Source organism: Micromonospora sp. NBC_01699, assembly GCF_036250065.1.
In the GTDB taxonomy this organism is placed as follows: Bacteria; Actinomycetota; Actinomycetes; order Mycobacteriales; family Micromonosporaceae; genus Micromonospora_G.
The window spans coordinates 910468-930324 of record NZ_CP109199.1; the positions used below are offsets into that span (position 1 = coordinate 910468).

Consider the following 19857-nt stretch of genomic DNA (forward strand, 5'->3'; position numbering starts at 1 on the left):
TTCCAGCTCCCCTGCGGACAGTTGCTCAACGCTCGCCGAGCGCGTCCCGTACGGCGGCGACGGCCTCGTCGGCGTTGACGCCGAGCCGACGCAGGCTGTCGACGTACTCGCGGGCACGCTGCTGGACGATCGCGGCTCGGCGCCGGCTGGTGGCGCCCGGTTGGGGGGCGACGCGGGTGCCGCCGCCCCGGCGCGTGGTCACATAGCCGCCGGCTTCCAGTTCCTGGTACGCCCGCGCGACGGTGCCGGTGGCCAACCCGAGGTCGGCGGCGAGCTGTCGTACCGGCGGTAGCCGGGTGCCTTCCGCCAACTCGCCGGCGACTACGAGGTCGGCGATCTGGGCCCGGATCTGCACGTACGGCGGCACCGGTTGACTCGGGTCGATGGTGATCAGTGGTTCTGCGCTCATCGGATGACCATGGACGTTGACCGGAGTTCGGACCGGGCGGGGGTCGGGAACACCAGTCGTGCCGCGTAGTAGGCGGCGGCGGTCAACGCGATGATCAGCAGCGCGATGAGCCAGGGTCGGGTCTGCGGCATCACCGGTTCCTGACAGACGAGCGGCTGGCCGAGCACCGAGTGGGTGAAGTAGGCGGCACCGGCCAGCGGCACGGCGACGAGGAGGCCGAGGGCGGCAACGATCGCGGACGCGGTCCGGCGACGGTAGGTCTCGCCCGAGTGCGCGGCGGAGTCGGTCAGGGGGCGCGCGACGACCCCGCGCAGGGCGATGACCGCCACCACGATCGCCACCGCGACCGTCGTGAGCACCGGGATCGCGTAGTACCAACCCGGCCACGGACCTGATTGGGTCACACCTCCGGAGATGCATCCGATGTGCCGTCCATCGTCCGGGTTCGGCGACGCTATCGGCGAGAAACTGTGCGGCGTTGACGCGGCACCGGTGATGCAGAGCAGGCCGGTCAGGCCGACCACGAGCGCGACCACCCCGGCGGCCGGCCCGATCGGCACGATGTCGAGCGTGCGGCGCCGTACCAGACGTGCTGTCCGCACACCGATGTTGGCCGGCCGGGGCACCGTACGGTCCGCCGCCAACAAACCCGCGGTGAGAATCGCGGCCATCACGGGCATCGCGGCAGCCGGACCGACACCGGGCTCCGAACCGGCTGACAACAGGATCGCCACCAGTAGACCGGTGGACAGGCCGGCAAGCCGCAGAAGTCGCCCGCGATCCATCTACTCTCCCCACTTGTACCACTCGGTTGCAACAAGTTAAGCATCGTCGCGTACTTGTATCAACCCTCTGGTGCAATCGTCGTGGGTTCGGCTCTCGAACGAACCACCTGTCGGGTTGTCCGGGCCGGCGGGCGGGCGGCGCGAGCGGGGCCGGGTGCTCGTCGCCTCGGCGCGGCTCGGGCGGCGTCGAGCGCGGCTCTGTCGGCTGACCGGACCCCGGACCTGAGAGGGTAGGGCAATGGAATCAGCCGAATATGACCTCATCGTGCTCGGCGCCGGTGCGGTCGGCGAGAACGTGGCGGACCGGGCCGTGCAGGGCGGCCTGCGTGCCGTACTGGTGGAGCACGAACTCGTCGGGGGCGATTGCTCGTACTGGGCCTGCATGCCCTCGAAGGCGTTGTTGCGCTCCGCGCAGGCACTGCGTGCCGCCCGGCAGGTTCCCGGTGCGGCGCAGGCCGTGACCGGCGAACTCGACGTGCCGGCCGTGCTCGCCCGCCGCGACACGGTCGCGAGCAACTGGTCCGACGAGGGCCAGGTGCAGTGGGTCGAGGGTGCGGGCATCTCGCTGGTACGCGGGCACGGGCGGATCACCGGCCCGAAGCAGGTCACCGTCACCGCCCCGGACGGCCGGGCGAGCGTACTCACCGCACGTCACGCGGTGGCGGTGTGCACCGGCTCGGATGCGTACCTCCCGGAGGTCGCCGGGCTGGCCGACGCCCGGCCGTGGACGAGCCGCGAGGCGACGAGCGCCGAGACGGTTCCGGCGAGCCTCGTGATAGTCGGCGGCGGTGTTGTCGGTGTCGAGATGGCGACCGCCTACGCGGGCTTCGGTACGACGGTCACCCTGATCTCCCGCGGCGGACTGCTTCGGGGCATGGAACCGTTCGCCGGTGAGGCGGTCGCGAAGGCGCTGCGGGAGCGGGGCGTCACCGTGCTGCTCGACACCCGGCTCGCGCGGGTGACCCGCGAGGAGGACGGCGTGACCGTCGAAACCGAGGGCGGGCCCACGGTCACCGCCCGCGAGCTGCTGGTCGCGACCGGCCGTACGCCGCGCACCGGTGACATCGGCCTGGACACGATCGGACTCACCCCGGGCGACTGGATCGGCACCGACGACACGATGCTCGTACCCGGCTTCGACTGGCTGTACGCCGTCGGCGACGTCAACCACCGCGCGCTCCTCACCCACCAGGGCAAGTACCAGGCTCGGGCGGCCGGCGACGTCATCTCGGCCCGGGCCACCGGGTCGGGCGTCTCGGACGCACCGTGGGGCGCCCACGTCGCGACCGCCGACCACCGGGCGGTGCCGCAGGTCACCTTCAGCGACCCGGAGGTCGCCGCCGTCGGGCTGACCGCGTCGGCGGCGCGCGAGGCGGGCTACGACGTCCGGGTGGTCGACTACGACATGGGCCGGGTCGCGGGGGCCAGCGTGTACGCCGACGGCTACGCGGGCACCGCCCGGATGGTGGTCGACACGCGACGTGAGGTCGTGCTCGGCGTCACCTTCGTCGGCCCGGACGTGGCCGAGCTGCTGCACGCGGCGACGATCGCGATCGTCGGCGAGGTGCCGCTCGACCGGCTGTGGCACGCCGTGCCCGCGTACCCGACCGTCAGCGAGATCTGGCTGCGCCTGCTGGAGACGTACGGCCGGGGAAAATTGTTCGACGTTGATTGACCGCCGCTGGTCGGTGTGGCGAACAATGTCGCCGCTTCGTGGAATGGACATCGGGACGGCACTCATCCATCTCCGTCCCGGAGGAGCGGACGACATGATCCTGCGCAGAGCGTTCGGAGCCCTGCTGGCACTGGTCACCTTCGGCACGGTGCTGGTCGGCGCGGCGGCACCGTCGCAGGCTGCGGTGGCCTGCTCGGGGACCATCACGTACAGCTACGCGTGGCCGGTGAGCAACCCGGTCGCCGAGCTGGTCATCTACTACAACAGCAGCAACGGCGGCACGAACAGCGCCTGCATGTACCACCGTGGCACGGCAAACGGCGTCTCGGTGCGTACCTCGGTGCAGATCACCCGGTGTGCGGAAACCTCCGGGGCGGGGTCGGGTACCTGCACCGCGACCGCCGTGTCGAGCAAGGACGAGGGCAGCTACGCCTACTACGCCGGGCCCCGCGGGGTCACCGGCACGGCGAACAACTGCGTCAACGCGTACGGCGAGATCGACTGGGCCGACAGCACGTACTGGATCCGCTCCGGCCGTCAGGGCTGCTGAGCCCGCACGTCCGGCGGGTGGCCCGGTGGGAGCCGTCCCGCTGGGCCGTCCGCCCGATCTCAGGGGTAGAGGCAGGCGGTCCGGCGTGCCGCCAGCAGTTGGTCGGCGGTTGGCTCGAACGGCTCCGGGGCGCCGGTGCCGTCGGCACGGGCCAGCCGGAGGTCGACCACGTCGGTCGGTGCACCACCGCCGAGGCAGGCGACAGCCGCCACCGGAATCCCGTCGCCGGGTCCGGGCCGGGCGGGTAGCCGGTCCAGCGGCCAGGTGACCTCGAAGGCCGGGGTGGCCGTGCCGGTCAGCGCGAGCTGGTGCCACCGGCGGTCGGCCGGCAGCGCGGGGTCGTCCGCGTAGTAGGCGGCGAACCCGACGATCTCCAGGTGGGTGCCGGTGGCGCTCACCCGGAGCCGGTCCGGCCCGCTCGTATCGGGGGCGATCATGAGGGTGATCGAGGCCGGGCCGGGCCGGTCGCCCGCACACCGGGACGGCCCGAGGTCGGCCGGCGGGTTTCCGTGCACCACGCCGGAGGCGACGTATCCGCCGCCGGCGAGGGCGAACCACCGGACATCGGGGGTGTGGGCGGTGGAGTCGGAGATCTTCTCGCCCAGGCAGTAGCCGGTGAAGCCGACCGTGCAGCCGGGCGGAAGGGTGAACATGATCCGGGTGTCGCGCCGGGGTTCTCCCCGTACGTGCGCCCCGCTGCCGTAGGTGACGGCGGTGAACGTCGGGTTCGCCGCCGGTGGCGGGCAGGCGGTGGCCGTGGTCGGGGCGGTGGTGGGGGCGTGGGCTGTCGGCTCGGCGCCGGACGGCCACCGTACCCCGGTCATGGAAGGCACGACGGCGGCCGTGCCGGCGAGACCGGCGACCGCGACCCCGGCCAGCGCCAGCCATCGTCGGACCTTGCGTCGTCGGGGTACGCCGCCGTGGCCGTCCGCCTGTCCGGGGTCGGTCGGCTCGGCGGGCGGTCGTCCGGGGTTGCCCGGCTCGGCATCCGCCCGCCCGGGGTCGGTCGTGGGGATCTCGGCGTCGGCCGCTGGGAGGGGTGCCGGCTGTTCCGGGGTTGCCGGCTGCGGCTGCTCGCCGCTTTCGGCGGGACCGGTTTCGGTCGGCGCCGTGGGCGGGTCGCTCGCGGCGGTGGGAGCGGCGGCTCGCAGTGCCGCGTCCAGGTCGAGCCAGCGCTGGCGCCATTGCGCGGTGTCCCCGCCACAGGCCCCGACGTAGGCGAGCACCACGTCGAGGCTCGGTTGGCGGGTTCCGCTGGCGGCGGCGGAGAGCGTCGACGGGCTGTAGCCGGCCAGCCCGGCCAACCTGCGGTAGGTCAGATTACCGGTTTCGGCGCGAAGTTTGCGCAGCTCGTACGCGAAGGACGAGAGCGGTCCGGCGGTCGGATCCACGGGCCGTTCCTGACGAGCCAAGGCCATCCCCCTGCCGAGTTCACCACAGGATAGGAATTGTAGGTAATTTGTCCAAAGTCGACGATCACCGGTCAGGCGTCCCCTGGTGGGAGCCGGCGTGTCGCGACTTCCCGGAGCGGGCCCGACCGGTGCCCGACGCCGCGCCGGAACAGGCCCGCGCGACGCCGGGCACCCACCCGAGCCGCGCGACCTCGCCGGGACCCTCCGTCAGCCGCTCGCTCAGTACGTGCGGGTGAGCTGGACCACCCGTACCTGCCCGAACCGCTGCTGCTCGCCGATGGCGAACCGGAGCTTGAACAGGTCGGCCCGTTCGGCCGACAGGCCGTCGAACGGGTCGTCGGCGTAGTTGACCACGATCAGCCAGATCCGCTTGGTGTCGCCGAGACAGGCCGCCGAGTCGGTGCACTCCAGCGCGGAGAACGAGCCCCGCTGCGCCCCGGAGTATTGCAGGAAGACGTCCCGGGGAGCGTCCTGCCGGCGCCACTCGTAGTCCTTCGCCTCGCGGGCCAGGTCGGACAGCTTGCCGAACACGTCGTTGAACGCGACGCCGTCGCCGGGCTGGGCCCGGTCCCGGATGTGGTCGAGCGCGGACCGGTAGCTCGGCTGCCCGGCCACCGGGCTGCTGCGCACCTCCTGCTGCTGCGGGAGGGAGAGAAACGCCGCGACGGGCAGCAGCACGGCCATGCCCAGCACCCACATGGTGCGTACCCGCCATCGGGTCAGGGCCCGCGCCGACTCGGTTGCGGTGATCGCCGCGAGCAGGCACCACGCGGGCAGGGTGAAGACGAAGTACCGGGGCAGGAACAGGTGTAGCCAGGTGAAGGTCGCGTAGCCGACCAGCGGCGGCAGCGCGGCCCAGATCAGGAGCATCCAGACCACCGACCGACGCTGGCGGGCGATCGCGATGGCGAGCACGCCGAGCCCGCAGACCAGCGCGGCGAGCTGCCACGATCCGAACAGCAGTCCGGGGAAACCACGTACCGCCGCCACGTCGGCCTTGATCCACGAGATGGATCCGGACTGCTTCTCGGCGAGGGCGAGCAGCGGGATGACCGCCAGGGCGGCGGAACCGATCGCGCCGAGCCACTGGAAACGGCGCGGGTCCGGGGTCGGCTCCCCGGTGCTGCTCACCGGACGGCTGCTGAAGACCAGGTACAGGTGCGCGGCGAGGACCATGAAGGCGACGAAGTGCAGCAGGCCGGTGAGCGCGAGCACGACCCCGTACAGGGCCCATCGGGTACGGGTGGGGCGTTCCCAGGCGCGCAGCAGCAGCCAGCTGGCGAGTGCCACGCCCATCGTGACGAGCGCGTAGGAACGGGCCTCCTGCGCGTAGCGCGTCACGGTCGGCAGCACCGCGAAGAGCAGGCCGGCGACCACCCCGGTCGGGGTGTCCCACAGCCGGCGTCCGATCAGCGTGACCAGGGCCGCGGCGACGACCATGGCGACGATCGACGGTGCCCGCAACGCGAGCGGGGAGTCGCCGAAGAGCGCGGTGACGCCGCGCAGGAGCAGGTAGTACTCGGTGTGCACGAGGTCGGTGAAGCCGAGCAACCGACGCAGGTCGGCAAGGTCGAGCGTGACCGCGTGCCAGGTCGCGTACTCGTTGTTCCACATCTCCCGGCCGGCGGCGCCCCAGTACGCCAGCGCGAGCATCACCACCGCCGGTACGGCTGCCAGCAGTGACGCGGCGGGCCTGAGGTCGCTGCCGTCGGTGGTACGCGAGGGCTCGCGACGCCGTTTCGGGGACTGCGGTGCCACCGACGTCGACTCCTTCGAGTCCATCGTGAGGGTCACGAGCCCTTCCTGATGTCGAAGCCGAACGTGGCGGTCGCCGCCTGCTTGCGGAACGACTCCAGCGCCGACCTGTCGGCGTCGATGTTCCACTTGCCCGAGCCGTTGATGTTGAAGTAGACGACCCCGATGATGTCGGGTCGGGTGGCGACGGTCGAGAGCAGGTCCTTGATCTGGTTCGGGCGCCCGGACCCCGGCTCCGCCCCGGTCTCCACGATCAGCAGGGGCTTCGTGGAGAAGGTACGGATCTGGCGGATGGTGGGCCCGAACAGCGTCTCGAAGGTCTTCGGTCCCTTGAGCGTGTAGTAGCCGTCGACGCCGAGCCAGTCGACGTACTCGTCGCCCGGGTAGAGGGGTTTGAGCTTCACGTGCGGTACGGGTCCGATGACGTTCGGTGTCCAGGTCCAGATGACGTTGGTGGCGTCCTGCTGGCGGAAGATGTCGTGGGTGTGCCGCCAGGCGGCGACGAAGTCGGCGGCGGTGTTCTTCTTGGGCCCCCACGAGTACCAGTCGCCGTTCATCTCGTGCGCGAACGTCAGCACGATCGGCAGGTTCAGCCGGCGTACGGCGCGGGCGAACTCGGTGATGTACGCGTCGTGCTTGCCGGCGGCGATGTCCTTGAGCGGCACGTCGAACGGTTCCCACCGGATCACGGACATCACGCCGGCGTTGTGCGCGAGACGGACCTGGGCGGCGGCGAAGCCGTCGTCGAAGCTCTCGTAGATGGTGATGAGGTTCGGCTGCTTGTCGATCCGCCCGGTGAAGGTCTTGAACTGGGACAGGTCGCCGACCCCGCCCTTGAGCGCCACGCCCAGGTAGTCCTTGGTGGCGGCGCGCAGGGCGGTCACGTCGTACGCGGGCGGCGGCCCGGTGGGCGACACCACGGCCTCGGCCTGGGGGACGCCGGCCGGTAGGTCGGCTCGGATGTCCACCTTGCGCAACACGGTGAACTCCACCACCGCCGTGGCGATGATGAGCGCACCAACGACCACATGCTTGGTCTTCACAGGATGACCTCGGTGTCCTCGTGTGGGTCGACGAGCAGCGGCAGCAGGGCGATGGCCAGGAAGAAGACGCCGGTGGCGAAGATCGGCACGAAGTCGAGCGGGTTCGCCGTCAACATCCGGAAGACCGCCAGCCCGGTCCAGACGAAGCCGATGCCGGCACTCCAGTAGCGCAGACCGCGCCAGAGTCGGCGGGTCTTGGTCTTCTTGGCCTTGCCGCCGGTCGGCTGCCACCCCATCGGCCGGCGGCGCAGGATGTCGATGATGGCGAAGGCGTGCGCCCAGCCGTAGATGAGCTTGACCCCGAACACCTCGAAGCCGAACCGGGTGCGGTGCCACCTCGGGAAGATCAGCAGGTTGTAGACCACGCTGGGCAGGACCAGCAGGTAGTTCGTCAGCGCGATCGCCTCGGGCATGGCCAGCAACAGGACCACCGGCAGGATGGGGGCGACGAAGGTGAACAGGGCCGTGTGCACGTAGTAGCAGAAGCCCGAGATGTACGACAGCCGTCCGCGGAAGCCCAGCGGGGTCTGCCAGAACTTCCGTGATCCGAGCAGGCTCATCGAGCCGGCACACCAGCGGTACTGCTGGGTGTAGAAGGAGTCGATGTCGGCCGGGCACAGTCCGGCGGCGAGCGCCACCGGGATGTAGCGCAGCCGCCACCCCTTCATCCGCAGGTTGAAGCCGGTGTGCACGTCCTCGGAGTGTTCGATCAGCGCGGTACCGCCGATGGTGTCCAGCGCCGCCCGCCGGTAGACGGCGCAGCTGCCGACGCAGATCGCCGCCTGGTGGTGGTTACGGGAGACCTGGACCGATCGGTAGAACAGCTCCTGTACGGCACCGGCGCCGCGTTCGAGCCAGCCCTGCCCGCCGTGCACCCGGAAGAACTGCGGCGACTGGAGGATGCCCAGGTCCGGTTCGGCGTCGAAGTACGGCAGCATCTCGTCGAGCATGTCGTGGCGGGGGGCGAAGTCCGCGTCGAGGATCAGGATGAAGTCGTTCCCCGTACGTTCGAACGCGTGCCGCATGTTGCCGGCCTTCTTGAACCAGCCACGGTTGGGGCGCCGCTGGTAGCTGAACCCGAACGCCACGGCCAGCCGGTAGAGATCGTCCTCGGGCGAGTCGTCGAGTACGTGCACCTCGACCCGTCCGGGGTAGTGCGCCGCCATGTCGCGCACGTTCGCCCAGGTGTTGGAGAGCACGTGTGGCGGTTCACCGCAGACGGGCAGGAATACGTCGACCGTCGGGTAGCGGTCCGGCTTCCAGTCCTTCACCAGGGTCTTGTGCCGGTCGAGCCGGAAGCGCGGCGTGAACGCGTTCACTACCAACGAAATAAGATAATAAATGACCGTGAAAACGGTGAACGGGACGAGGATCCACAGGTACGGCGACAGCCTGAGCAGAAGCACCTGGCTGACCATGAGGCAACCGAAGCTGACCAACGAGCTCAGCATCAAGATCCAGAGCCGCCTGCTCCGGTAGAGGTACTTCTCGTGGTCCGTCGGGGGTAGCGGGACCGGCGCGTACGCCGGACGCACGTGCCCGTTTCGTTGGCGATCGTTCGATCGCTGCTGTGGTACACGAAACGCGGACTTCGGCATCCTGAATTCGGCGGTCAGATCCAAGTTACCCGGCATTCGACCCGTCTCCGCTGATCACATACGTCTCCGTGGATTGCCCATTGTGGACATCGCGCCTTCTGTGGGCGCTGCGTCCGTCGCGAGGGTTGGCGGTGGCGACCCCGGGGGCAATCCGCACCACCCTACATATGCGCAAGACTCCTGACCGTGATGAACCTCACATTTTCATCGTGATCCGTAACCCTCGCTCGTTACTGCGCGCGAACGAGCAGAGGATACGGGGCGCGCCGTCCGTTCGATGGCTGGGGCGACCGGCCTGTCCAAGTTGGAGCGGTTGGGGCTTTCGGGCACTTGACGGCGTTTCCCTGCCCCGGCGGCCGGTGGTGTACCGGCCGAGCGACCCGCTGACCTGGGGCAACTCCCGAACCGGCAACCCGGGGTGCTGCCCTACGCGGGGGATGGGGACCTCGGCGGCGAAGACCCCGGACGGCCGGGTGTCGGCGAGGCCGGGGTGGAGCGGTCGGCGGCCCGTTCGCCGCCGGGTTGGCGTTCTGGCGGCGGGTGGCGACGACGGTTCGACAAGTAGTACCGCAGGGGCGACCGGTTGGCCATTGGCGGCCGGCAATAGTGACCGCTAGGCTGCCCGACGAACAGATCTGGGGTCTTGAGAGCGGACAAAGGAGACGTAGCGTGCCCGCTGTCGAGCTGACACGTCCGGTGAAGTCGGTACCGATGTTCAGTCCGGAACTCAGTCGAACGCTGGGTCGAATTCTCACCCTCGTCCTGCTGTTCTCGATCGGCTTCGCAGCGACGCCGGCCGAGGCTGCGACGAACCTGGTGAAGAATCCCGGCCTGGAAACTTCCACCGCCGGTTTCCCGGAGTGCTGGGAACGGTCGGGCTATGGCGACCAGGTTTACACCTCGGGCGTCACTTCGGACGCCCGCACCGGAAACGTGGCACTGAAGATCGACATTAGTTCGCACACCTCCGGCGACCGCAAGATGATGATGCTGAAGACCGGACCGTGTGCTCCGGCCGTCACCGCGGGTCGCCAATACGATCTTTCCGTCTGGTACAAGTCGACCACCGTCGCGGCGGCGATGACGGTGTTCCGCCGCGACGTGACCGCCGGTTGGCAGTACTGGACCGACCTGGCGACGCTCACGGCGAGCAACAGCTTCAAGCAGAAGACGGTGCGTACGCCGCCGATCCCGGCCGGAACCGACCAGATCACCTGGGGCGTCAGCCTGTACGGCGCCGGCACCCTGATCACCGACGACTACCAGATGATCGACGCGACCGAGTCCGTCCCCACGCCGACCTGCAACGCCGGTGTCGCCTGCACCAAGGGCCAGTGGAAGGTGATGCCGTACGAGTCGCCGGTGCGTGGCATCCACGCGGTGGTGCTACACAACGGCAAGGTGCTGCTGGTCGCCGGTTCCGGCAACGACACCGCCGCCTTCCGGGCCGGCACCTTCAAGACCGCCGTCTACGACCCGGTGACCGGGGCGTTCACCAACGTGGCGACCCCGGTCGACCTCTTCTGCGCCGGACACGTCCAGTTGAACGACGGCCGGGTGCTGGTGATGGGCGGCAACAAGGACTATCCGACCCCGGACGGCACGGTGGGCTTCAAGGGCCTGCGGAACTCGTACATCTTCGATCCGGCGACCAACGCCTACACCCGTACCAACGACATGACCGCCGGTCACTGGTACCCGTCGGCGACCGCGCTGGGCAACGGCGACGTCATCTCGCTGGGCGGCCTGGGCGAGGACTCGAAGGGCACGGCCTTCACCGAGTACTACAAGTCCTCCGAGAAGCGCTGGCTGGCCTGGAACGAGGTCAAGCAGACCTGGAAGTGGTGGGGCATGTACCCCACGATGGTCCTGATGCAGGACGGTCGGCTGTTCTACACCGGCAGCCACACCTTCGGCGAGGGGCTGAAGGGCACCGGGGCGTCGATCTACGACTACGGCACCGGCACCATCACCGACGTACCCGGTCTCCAGAACAAGGACTACCGCGACCAGTCGATGAGCGTTCTGCTGCCGCCCGCGCAGGATCAGCGGGTGCTCACCCTCGGCGGCGGCAACGGACACACCAGTGTCGACGCCAACCGGTTGACCGACATCATCGACCTCAAGGCAGCGAACCCGACGTACAAGCCGGGGCCGCTGATCCCGCAGGGCACGTTGACCGGTGGCGCGGCCCAGACCCCCAACCAGGGCAAGATGTACGTCTCCGCGGTGCTGCTGCCCGACGGCACGGTCTTCGAGACCGGTGGTGCGCTGCACAACCGGGCCGACCCGGTCTACGAGGCGTCGATCTTCGACCCGATGTCCAACACCTTCCGGCCGAGGATGGCCACCGACCCGGTGCCGCGCACGTACCACTCGTCGGCGTTCCTGCTGCCCGACGGACGGGTGATGGCGGTCGGCGAGAACCCGGGCAACGGTACGTTCGACACCCGCATCTCGATCTACTCGCCGCCGTACCTGTTCCACGGCAACCGTCCGCAGATCCAGTCGGTCTCCTCGACCCAGTGGGCGTACGGCAGCACCCAGCAGATCACCGTGAACGCGCCCGTGGTGCGTGCCTCGCTGATCCGGCCGGCGGCGGTGACCCACTCGTCCGACCCGAACCAGCGGTTCGTGGAACTGCCGATGACGGTCAACGGCAACAACATCGGGCTCAACGTGACCAGCAACCCGAACATCGCCCCGGCGGGCTGGTACATGCTCTTCGTCCACGGTCCCGACGGCGTGCCGTCGGTGGCGAAGTGGGTCAAGCTCGGATGAACCGCCTGCGTCAGCTCGTTGGCCGGCGGTGGTGGCTGGTCGCCGGACTGGTCGTGCTGGTAGCCGTGGCGGGAGTCGCGAGCTGGTGGGCGATCGGTGGTGGCGGGGACGCGCGCTGGTCCGCCGGTGCCGACGGCTCCGGCTCGGCCGAACTGGGCGAGCCGGATCCGTCGGCCGGGCCGGACGATCCGGCCGGTCCGGGGACGGACACCGACGGAGGGCAGCCCGCCGGCCCGGCCGCCGTGCCGCCGCCGTACGTCCAGCCGTTCGCCCAGCAGCCGGGCGTCGCACCGCAGCGTCCGCAGTCGACCTCCAGCGCGGGGGTCGAGATCGCCGAGGGTACGGACGGCTGCGACCACGCGTACGGTGACCGCAGCATCTGCGTACCGTGGCAGTTCCCGGCCGGGGTGACCGACAAGTGCGAGTGGCTGAAGACGCACGGCTTCAAGCCGCTTGAGATCACCGGTGGCCGGGACCGGCACGGGCTGGACCGCAACAGCGACGGCACCGCCTGCGGCGACGGCGACTGACCCGCCGCCGGCTCACCGCCCGGCCGCACTTCGTACACGGAAAAGCGTGGCTGCCCGACGAGGGCAGCCACGCTTTTCGTAGTGGGGGATGGGGGACTGTTACTTCGGCGGAGTTTCGGTCTTCGCGGTGCTGCGGGGCGGTGCCGACCACGGGCTCTCGCTGTCGGCCCGGCGGGGCAGTGGGGTCGGCGCGGTGGGCGCCGGGGTCGGCGTCGGCGCCGGTGGGTCCGGGTAGCCCAGGGTCAGCGGTGCGGTGTCCCGTTCGACCAGGTCCGGCTGCAACGCCGACCAGTCGCGGGTGAACCCCTCGGCGTCGTCGGTCTCGTCGACCGTCGTCGCCGTGGCCGTCTCCGGTACGGGTACCGGTGCCGGCCACCGCCGCCAGCGCTGGCCGCTGAACACCGCCATCAGCAGCAGCGCCCCGATGAAGAACAGGGTGCCGTTCTCCACCGGATGCAGCAGCGGCAGCGGATCACCGAAGACCCGCCAGTTCGTCGGTACGTTGTCGCGTAGCCAGAACGGGTCGACGAACAGCCCGACGTACGGGGCGATCAGCGCCAGCCCGGCGATCAGTGGGCCGAGCGGTGACACCCGCAGCGTGCCGAGCAGACCGAGCAGGATCCCGGCGACCGCGAGGTAGACCGAGGGCTCGATCAGGTTGGCCGTGTTGTACCTGCCGATTTCCAGCCAACGGGTGACTGTGCGGGTCGACCCGTCCTGACCGAGAGTAATCAGGGCCCAGGTCAACGGTGCCGCCACCACTCCGGCGAGCAAGCTCCAGAGATGTCGCATCCGCGCACCGTACCGGTTCCGGTCCGGGCGGGCCGAGGACGCCCGGCTGCCGGGAAAGGACGACCCGGTCCCGTGATGGGGATGTTGCGCTACGTGTCCAGATCTGCCCTTGTCTGATGGCGATCATCCGGGCGTGCCCCGACATGGGCACCTCGGTCGAGTTCCGGAACCGGCGGGGCATTGACTCCTCTCGTTATGAGGGCGAAAGTGTCGAGTAAGAGAGCGCTCTCACACATGTTCGACATGCCCGCGTAACCGCATCGACTCATCGATGCGGTTACGCCAGCTCCAAGGAGGAACGATGGATGGGGCCGTGTTGCTGCCCGACGTCCAGCGCCGCCGGTTGACCCGGTGGCGCCCGATCGTCGTGCTGAGCGCTCTCGTCGCGCTGCTCAGCGCGTACGTGGCAATTTCCGCCGACCGGGCCGGGGCGGCCGAGCCACTGCTGTCCCAGGGTCGCCCGGCCACCGCGTCCTCGGTCGAGTCGGCGGCGATGCCCGCCTCGGCGGCCGTCGACGGCGACGCCGGCACCCGCTGGTCCAGCACGTTCAGCGACGCGCAGTGGCTCCAGGTCGACCTCGGCTCAAGCGTGCCGATCAGCCGGGTCGACCTGGTCTGGGAGGGCGCCTACGCCCGCGCCTTCCAGATCCAGGTCTCGACCAACGGCACCACCTGGACCTCGGTCTACTCGACCACCACCGGCACCGGTGGGACGCAGTCGCTGACCGTCTCCGGCACCGGCCGCTACGTCCGGCTGCTCGCCACCCAACGCGGCAGCGCGTACGGCTACTCGCTCTGGGAGTTCCAGGTCTACGGTCCGGACGTACCCAGTGCCTGTGGCACCACCAACGCGGCCCTGAACCGGCCGACCACCGCCTCCACCATCCAGGCCGTCGGCACCCCGGCGGCAGCCGCCACCGACGGCAGCGCGGCCACCCGCTGGGGCAGCCTGTTCACCGACCCGCAGTGGCTCCAGGTCGACCTCGGCTCGGTCCAGTCGATCTGCGGCGTGACCCTGAGCTGGGAGGCCGCCTACGCCAGCGCGTACCAGATCCAGGTCTCGACCGCCGCCACCGGCCCGTGGACCAGCATCTACTCCACCACCACCAGCACCGGCGGGGTGCAGACCCTGACCGTCTCCGGCAGCGGCCGTTACATCCGGGTGTACGGCACCGCCCGGGGGACCGCGTTCGGGTACTCGCTCTGGGAGTTCCAGGTGCGTACCGGCACCGGCACCCCGCCGACGACCCCGCCCACCACCCCGCCGACCACTCCGCCCACCACCACTCCGCCGACGACTCCGCCGCCGACCACCCCGCCGGCCGGCGGGACCCGACTGCTGTCGTACAACAAGCCGGCGGTCGCCTCCAGCGACCAGAGCGACGTGAACTGCTACCAGTGCACGCCGGCCAGGGCGTTCGACCTCGATCCGGCCAGCCGCTGGGCGACCAGTTCCACCACCGGTTGGGTCGACCCCGGCTGGATCTACGTCGACCTCGGCGCCACCGCGACGATCTCGCAGGTGGTGCTCCAGTGGGACCCGGCCTTCGGCCGGGCGTACCAGATCCAGGTCGCGGCCGCCGCCACCGGGCCGTGGACCGCCATCTACTCCACCACCACCGGCGCCGGCTTCAAGGAGACGCTCAACGTCTCCGGCACCGGGCGTTACGTCCGGATGTACGGCACCGCCCGGGGCACCGCGTACGGCTACTCGCTCTGGGAGTTCCAGGTCTACGGCACCGGTGGCGCGCCGACCACGCCCCCGGCGCAGCCGGCCGACCCGACGTTCCCGGCCACCCGGCTGATCTGGAGTGACGAGTTCAACGGTGCCGCCGGTAGCAAGCCGGACCCGGCGAAGTGGACCATCGACCCCGGCACCGGACAGAACAACGAGATCCAGTACTACACGAACAACAACAACGCCAACATGGACGGCACCGGCTCCCTCGTCATCGAGGCCCGACGCGAAACAGCCGGCGGACGCGACTACACCTCGCACCGGATGAACACCGGCGGCAAGTTCACCACCCAGTACGGCCGCGTCGAAGCCCGCGTCAAGGTACCCAAGGGCAACGGACTCTGGCCCGCCTTCTGGATGATGGGCGCCGACTTCCTCACCGGCCGCCCGTGGCCCTACAACGGCGAGATCGACATCATGGAGGTCCTCGGCCGCAACACCTTCGAGGGCTACTCCACCCTGCACGCACCGGCCTACAACGGCGGCGGCGGGTACGGCCAGAAGTACCCGGCACCCGGTGGCGCGGACCTGTCCCTGGACTACCACGTCTGGGCCGTCGAGTGGGACAGCCGGGGCATGACCTTCAAGCTCGACGGCACCACGGTCTTCTACGCCAGCAAGGCCACCGTCGAGGCGACCCGCGGCCCGTGGGTCTTCGACCACCCGTTCTACATCATCCTCAACCTCGCTGTCGGCGGCGACTTCCCCGGACCGGTGGACGGCACCACACCGTTCCCGTCCCGGATGCTCGTCGACTACGTACGGGTCTACCAGTAAGCAGCGGTAGCGATCACCCGGCGGGTGGCTGGCCAGCGGAGACGCAGGTCATCCACCCGCCGGTGGCCGTACCGGTCGATTTGGCGGGGCCGTACCGTTCGGGGCATGACCGAGCAGACCACGGCCCCGCTGTCGGGCAAGCCGACCTCGTACTCGCGGGTGACGCTGAGCCGCATCATGACCGCGGTCGACGTCAACCTGTACGGCACCGTGCACGGCGGGGTGCTGATGAAGTTCGTCGACGACGTGGCCGGTGCCTCGGGAGCCCGGCACAGCGGTGGTACGGCGGTCACCGCCGCGATCGACGAGATCGTCTTCTCCGAACCGGTCCGGGTGGGCGACCTCGTGCACGCGCACGCGCAGGTCAACTGGACCGGCAGCACCTCGATGGAGGTCGGGGTGAAGGTGGTCGCCGAGCGCTGGGACAGCGCCGAGGACCAGCCGCTGCGGGTGGTCACCGCTTACCTGGTGTTCGTCGCGGTGGACGTGGCCGGTAACCCGCGCGAGGTGCGCCCGGTGCTGCCGGAGACGCCGGAGGACCTGCGGCGGTGGCGGGAGGCGGAGATCCGCCGCGCACACCGGCTGGCCAAGCGGAAGGCGATCCAGGCCAACCGGGCGGCGACCGAGTAACGGTCGGGGGGAGTATTCGGCTCTGGCCGAATGGACCGGGGCCGGGGCTCGGATGGGCGGCCCGGGGAGTCGTCGCTCCGTAGTCTTTGCGGCGCCGATCTCGTCGGCATCCCCCCTCTCGGCCCCCCTGGAGCCCGTCACTCATGCGCCCCCGCGTGATTATGGTGTTCGCCGCCGCGTTGATTTTCCTCGGTGGTGCCCTGCTGGTCCCCGCCGCGTACGGCAAGCTCACCGCGACCGACCCGACCGAGCCCGACCCGGTCACCACCACGGCGGCGCCGGCCGTGCTCACCCCGCCGCCGCCACCGACCCTGGCCACGGCGCCGGTCTCGGTGCCGGACGACGGTTTTGTCGCCTGGGCCCTGCTCGACCGCAGGAGCGGACAGATCGCCGGCTCGCCCAACAGCGCCAAGTCGACCAACTCCACCGAGTCGATGATCAAGGTGTGGATCGTCTCGGACTTCCTGCGCCGGGCCGAGGAGGCGCGCAAGCCGCCCTCGGCCGACTGGCTGAAACGGGGCAGTGCCGCGCTGCGCTACAGCGACGACAACGCGACCTCGGCGCTCTACGACGCCGCCGGCGGCACGGCGGTGACCAAGCGGATGATCAGCATGTGCAAGCTCACCAACACCCGGCTCGGCACCATCCCCGGTTACGTCGGCTGGTGGAGCTTCACCGAGATGACCGCGCAGGACGCCGTCCGGCTGGGTGAGTGCGTCCGTGACGGCACCGCGGCCGGTCCCAAGTGGACCGAATGGGTGCTGGAGGAGATGCGCAACGTCTGGGGTACGACGGCCGACAAGGACCAGGAGCGGACCCGGGGCGGCGGTCGCTGGGGCATCATCGACGGCCTGCCGAAGGAACTCGTCAAACACGACCCGGTGAGCATCAAGAACGGCTGGACCAGCCTGCTCTACGACGGGAACTGGCACGTCAACTGCCTGGCGATAGGTAACAACTGGGTGCTCGCGGTGCAACAGCGCTACCCCGACCGGCGTGGTCTGGATTATGGTGCGCGGGTCTGCGCGAACATCGCTGCCCAACTGGTCACCCCGGGGGTCGGCGCCGCGCTGACGATTCCCCGACCCCTGACCGGGAGCTGACACGTTGGAAAGCACCACCCCCACCACCCGCTCGCACCGTACGGCCCGACGCTCGCCCTGGTGGCTGGCGGCGATCGCGGGCGTACTGGTCCTCCTGGTGCTGGTCGGGATCCGGGTCCTGCCCGGCGGCTCGACGGAGAACGAGGTGGTGGCCCAGTGGGGCGGACCCGCCGCACCGGCCGCGGCCGGCGGTGCCGCGCCGACGCCGAGCGGTGTGCCGACGCCGACCGCCGCGCCGAGCGGGTCGCCGTCGGTGACGCCGTCCGCCTCCCCGGCGAAGTCGGGCGCGAAGTCGCCGTCCGGCTCGCCGAGCGGCAAGGCTGGCCCGCCGCTGTCGCCGCTGGGCGTACGCCCGACGACGGTCAAGCTCGACCTACAGGGCTGGTGGTCCTGGAGCATCGTCAACCGGCGTACGGGTGCGATCTCCGGCTCCGCCAACATGGGCCAGACGAACACCACCGCGTCGTTGATCAAGGCGTGGATCACCGCCGACTACCTGCGCCGGGCAGCCGCCGACGGGGTGACCCCGACGGCTGCGAAACTCGCCGACCTCACCAAGATCATTCGGGACAGCGACAACACCCGCACCGAGGCGCTCTACACCGAGATCGGGCGGGTCGACTCGATCAACCGGCTGCTCGACACCTGCCGGCTCACCGACAGCAGCCCGGCCGGCGACGGCGGCTGGAGCCGTACCGCGCTGTCGGCCCGGGACACCGCCCGGCTCGGCGTCTGCATCGCCGACGGGCGGGCGGCCGGCAGCAAGTGGACGAGCTGGCTGCTCAACGAGATGCGCCTGGTACGCGGAGCCGGCGACTTCGGCATCCGGCAGGCCTTCCCGGCCGCGCAACGCAGGACCATCGCGATCAAGAACGGCTGGGTCGAACGGACCAAGGAGCAGGAGTACCACGTCAACTGCCTGGCCATCTCCGGCGACTGGACGATGGGCGTGATGACCCGTTACCCGATCGCCCTCGGCTGGGACTACGGCATGACCAACTGCCGGCGGATCGCCGAGCAGCTCCGCGCACCGGCCTGACCGGTCAGCTCTCGCGCAGGGCGAGGTCGGGCGCGTCCGAAGCACCGCGCCCGGCCTGTACCGCGTCGGAGATGACGACGCCGAGCAGGACCGCACACGTGGTGGCCGTGACCAGCACCGGCGGCAGGAACACCATCGTCGGCGCGACCAGCACCAGGACCAGCAGCCAGCCCAGCCGGGACCACGAGACGGTCCGGAACACCTCGTACTCGAAGGCGGTCCGGCCGATCAGGAACAGCGCCGGCCCGCCGAAGATGACGCAGACCAGCCCGGCCGGTGTGGAGCCGTCCGGCCGACCGATGACCAGGTCGAGACCGGCGGCGCTGGCCACGATACCGAGCACCATCAGCAGGTGCGTGTAGGGCGCCCAGCGGGTGATCCGGCCCGGCTTCGCGTGCAGCACCAGCTGGAGGAAGGCGCCGGCCCGGTAGACGTAGATCTGCCAGAACAGCAGGGTCGTGACGAAGGCCAGCACGAAGGCGCCGACCCGGATCACGGTGAACTCGCTGCCGCCGATCCGCAGCGTCGGGACCAGCAGGAGATCGCCGAGGGCGAGGATCAGGAACTGTTGGTAACGCTCGCCGAGATGCCCGCTGGCCTTCTCGTACTGCTCCAGCGGCACCCGGCCGACAACGGGCGTGGGGTACCGCACCGCCGCCGCGAGATAGTCGATCGTGATCGCCAACGCCCACAGACCGAAGCGATGCCAACCCTCGACGAAGATGCCCCCGATCCACGGGATCCCGGATATCACGAACCAGAACAGGAAACGTGCCGCCCGGGTCCGCGCGGTGTTGCTGCGCAGTACGCTCACCAGCACGATCCCGCGACCGACGTGCATGACGACGTACGCGGTCGCGAACAGCCAGCCCAGGTGCGAGAAAGCGTGCGGCATGGTGGCCGCGAGCAGGATGCTGCCGAGCAGCTTCCCGGCGATCATCGCCTGGATCGGCAGCCGCTCAGGGTCGTAGAAGTCGGTCAGCAGGGCGGTGATCGCCCAGGTCCACCAGATCGCCATCACCAGCACGAGCAGCCGCACCGCCCCGGTCGGGGTCACCTCCTCGGCCAGCCGCATCGAGGTCAGGGCGAGCGCGGCGACGTACGCCACGTCGAAGAGCAGTTCCAGCAGGGTGGCCCGCTCCGGTGCGTCGGAACTCCGGATCAACCCGGCCCGGCTCTCGTCCGTCACACCTGCCCAACCTAGGCAAGCCGGGGGCCGCTGGTGCGCGTACCGGGAAAT

The 19857-nt window shown here is 70.0% G+C and carries 16 protein-coding genes; 8 read left to right on the plus strand and 8 right to left on the minus strand.

Features of this window, described 5'->3' with window-relative positions; translation table 11 throughout:
• Positions 1-25 precede the first annotated feature (25 nt).
• Both OG792_RS04140 and OG792_RS04145 read right to left on the minus strand, forming a co-directional pair.
• Positions 26-409: a GntR family transcriptional regulator gene (locus OG792_RS04140; protein WP_329107476.1), complete on the minus strand. Its 384-nt coding sequence runs from the start codon at positions 407-409 to the stop codon at positions 26-28.
• A complete protein-coding gene (locus OG792_RS04145) occupies positions 406-1194 on the minus strand; it encodes a hypothetical protein (protein ID WP_329107478.1) in 789 nt (262 codons plus the stop codon). Before OG792_RS04145 ends, OG792_RS04140 begins: the two co-directional genes overlap by 4 nt.
• 238 nt (positions 1195-1432) lie before the next feature.
• Between OG792_RS04145 and OG792_RS04150 the strand changes: the two genes are divergently transcribed.
• On the plus strand, positions 1433-2869 hold the full coding sequence (locus OG792_RS04150) for a dihydrolipoyl dehydrogenase family protein (RefSeq protein WP_329107480.1): 1437 nt from the start codon (positions 1433-1435) through the stop codon (positions 2867-2869).
• 94 nt (positions 2870-2963) lie between these two features.
• Positions 2964-3419 carry a hypothetical protein gene (locus OG792_RS04155; RefSeq protein ID WP_329107482.1) on the plus strand — a complete coding sequence of 152 codons (456 nt, stop codon included), beginning with the start codon at positions 2964-2966 and terminating at the stop codon, positions 3417-3419.
• 59 nt (positions 3420-3478) lie between these two features.
• On the opposite strand, the gene OG792_RS04160 is transcribed toward OG792_RS04155, so the two are convergent.
• The 4 genes from OG792_RS04160 to OG792_RS04175 form a co-directional block, all read right to left on the minus strand.
• Positions 3479-4810: a helix-turn-helix domain-containing protein gene (locus OG792_RS04160; protein ID WP_329107484.1), complete on the minus strand. Its 1332-nt coding sequence runs from the start codon at positions 4808-4810 to the stop codon at positions 3479-3481.
• 240 nt (positions 4811-5050) lie between these two features.
• Positions 5051-6625 carry a glycosyltransferase family 39 protein gene (locus tag OG792_RS04165; protein WP_329107486.1) on the minus strand — a complete coding sequence of 525 codons (1575 nt, stop codon included), beginning with the start codon at positions 6623-6625 and terminating at the stop codon, positions 5051-5053.
• Positions 6622-7629: a glycoside hydrolase family 26 protein gene (locus OG792_RS04170; RefSeq protein WP_329107488.1), complete on the minus strand. Its 1008-nt coding sequence runs from the start codon at positions 7627-7629 to the stop codon at positions 6622-6624. Before OG792_RS04170 ends, OG792_RS04165 begins: the two co-directional genes overlap by 4 nt.
• Positions 7626-9035, minus strand: coding sequence for a glycosyltransferase family 2 protein (locus OG792_RS04175; protein WP_329107490.1), 1410 nt, complete (start codon positions 9033-9035; stop codon positions 7626-7628). Before OG792_RS04175 ends, OG792_RS04170 begins: the two co-directional genes overlap by 4 nt.
• Before the next feature lie 861 nt (positions 9036-9896).
• Here OG792_RS04175 and OG792_RS04180 point away from each other — a divergent pair.
• Positions 9897-12008 carry a galactose oxidase early set domain-containing protein gene (locus OG792_RS04180; RefSeq protein ID WP_329107492.1) on the plus strand — a complete coding sequence of 704 codons (2112 nt, stop codon included), beginning with the start codon at positions 9897-9899 and terminating at the stop codon, positions 12006-12008.
• Complete coding sequence (locus OG792_RS04185) at positions 12005-12538, plus strand: hypothetical protein (RefSeq protein WP_329107494.1); 534 nt, start codon at positions 12005-12007, stop codon at positions 12536-12538. Before OG792_RS04180 ends, OG792_RS04185 begins: the two co-directional genes overlap by 4 nt.
• Positions 12539-12637: 99 nt before the next feature.
• Here the strand turns inward: OG792_RS04185 and OG792_RS04190 are convergent, their stop codons facing one another.
• Positions 12638-13330: a hypothetical protein gene (locus OG792_RS04190; protein ID WP_329107495.1), complete on the minus strand. Its 693-nt coding sequence runs from the start codon at positions 13328-13330 to the stop codon at positions 12638-12640.
• Positions 13331-13631: 301 nt separating this feature from the next.
• On the opposite strand from OG792_RS04190, the gene OG792_RS04195 reads away from it, so the two are divergent.
• The 4 genes from OG792_RS04195 (at position 13632) to OG792_RS04210 (ending at position 18617) form a co-directional block, all read left to right on the plus strand.
• Entirely contained in the window at positions 13632-15845 is a 2214-nt protein-coding gene (locus OG792_RS04195) for a discoidin domain-containing protein (protein ID WP_329107497.1), read from the plus strand.
• Between the two features lie 105 nt (positions 15846-15950).
• The gene (locus tag OG792_RS04200) at positions 15951-16475 is read left to right on the plus strand and encodes an acyl-CoA thioesterase (RefSeq protein WP_329107498.1); all 525 of its coding nucleotides are present in this window, start codon (positions 15951-15953) and stop codon (positions 16473-16475) included.
• A gap of 143 nt (positions 16476-16618) precedes the next feature.
• Entirely contained in the window at positions 16619-17578 is a 960-nt protein-coding gene (locus OG792_RS04205) for a hypothetical protein (RefSeq protein WP_329107500.1), read from the plus strand.
• Between the two features lie 4 nt (positions 17579-17582).
• Positions 17583-18617: a hypothetical protein gene (locus tag OG792_RS04210; RefSeq protein WP_329107501.1), complete on the plus strand. Its 1035-nt coding sequence runs from the start codon at positions 17583-17585 to the stop codon at positions 18615-18617.
• 4 nt (positions 18618-18621) lie between these two features.
• On the opposite strand, the gene OG792_RS04215 is transcribed toward OG792_RS04210, so the two are convergent.
• Positions 18622-19806, minus strand: a complete 1185-nt coding sequence (locus OG792_RS04215; protein ID WP_329107502.1) for a low temperature requirement protein A — start codon at positions 19804-19806, stop codon at positions 18622-18624.
• Positions 19807-19857 lie beyond the last annotated feature (51 nt).

Coding starts and splice junctions, on each gene's coding strand:
- OG792_RS04140 (WP_329107476.1), bottom strand. CDS start 409: ATGAGCGCAGAACCACTGATCACCATCGACCCGAGTCAACCGGTGCCG.
- OG792_RS04205 (WP_329107500.1), top strand. CDS start 16,619: ATGCGCCCCCGCGTGATTATGGTGTTCGCCGCCGCGTTGATTTTCCTC.
- OG792_RS04155 (WP_329107482.1), top strand. CDS start 2,964: ATGATCCTGCGCAGAGCGTTCGGAGCCCTGCTGGCACTGGTCACCTTC.
- OG792_RS04145 (WP_329107478.1), bottom strand. CDS start 1,194: ATGGATCGCGGGCGACTTCTGCGGCTTGCCGGCCTGTCCACCGGTCTA.
- OG792_RS04150 (WP_329107480.1), top strand. CDS start 1,433: ATGGAATCAGCCGAATATGACCTCATCGTGCTCGGCGCCGGTGCGGTC.
- OG792_RS04195 (WP_329107497.1), top strand. CDS start 13,632: ATGGATGGGGCCGTGTTGCTGCCCGACGTCCAGCGCCGCCGGTTGACC.
- OG792_RS04200 (WP_329107498.1), top strand. CDS start 15,951: ATGACCGAGCAGACCACGGCCCCGCTGTCGGGCAAGCCGACCTCGTAC.
- OG792_RS04190 (WP_329107495.1), bottom strand. CDS start 13,330: ATGCGACATCTCTGGAGCTTGCTCGCCGGAGTGGTGGCGGCACCGTTG.
- OG792_RS04185 (WP_329107494.1), top strand. CDS start 12,005: ATGAACCGCCTGCGTCAGCTCGTTGGCCGGCGGTGGTGGCTGGTCGCC.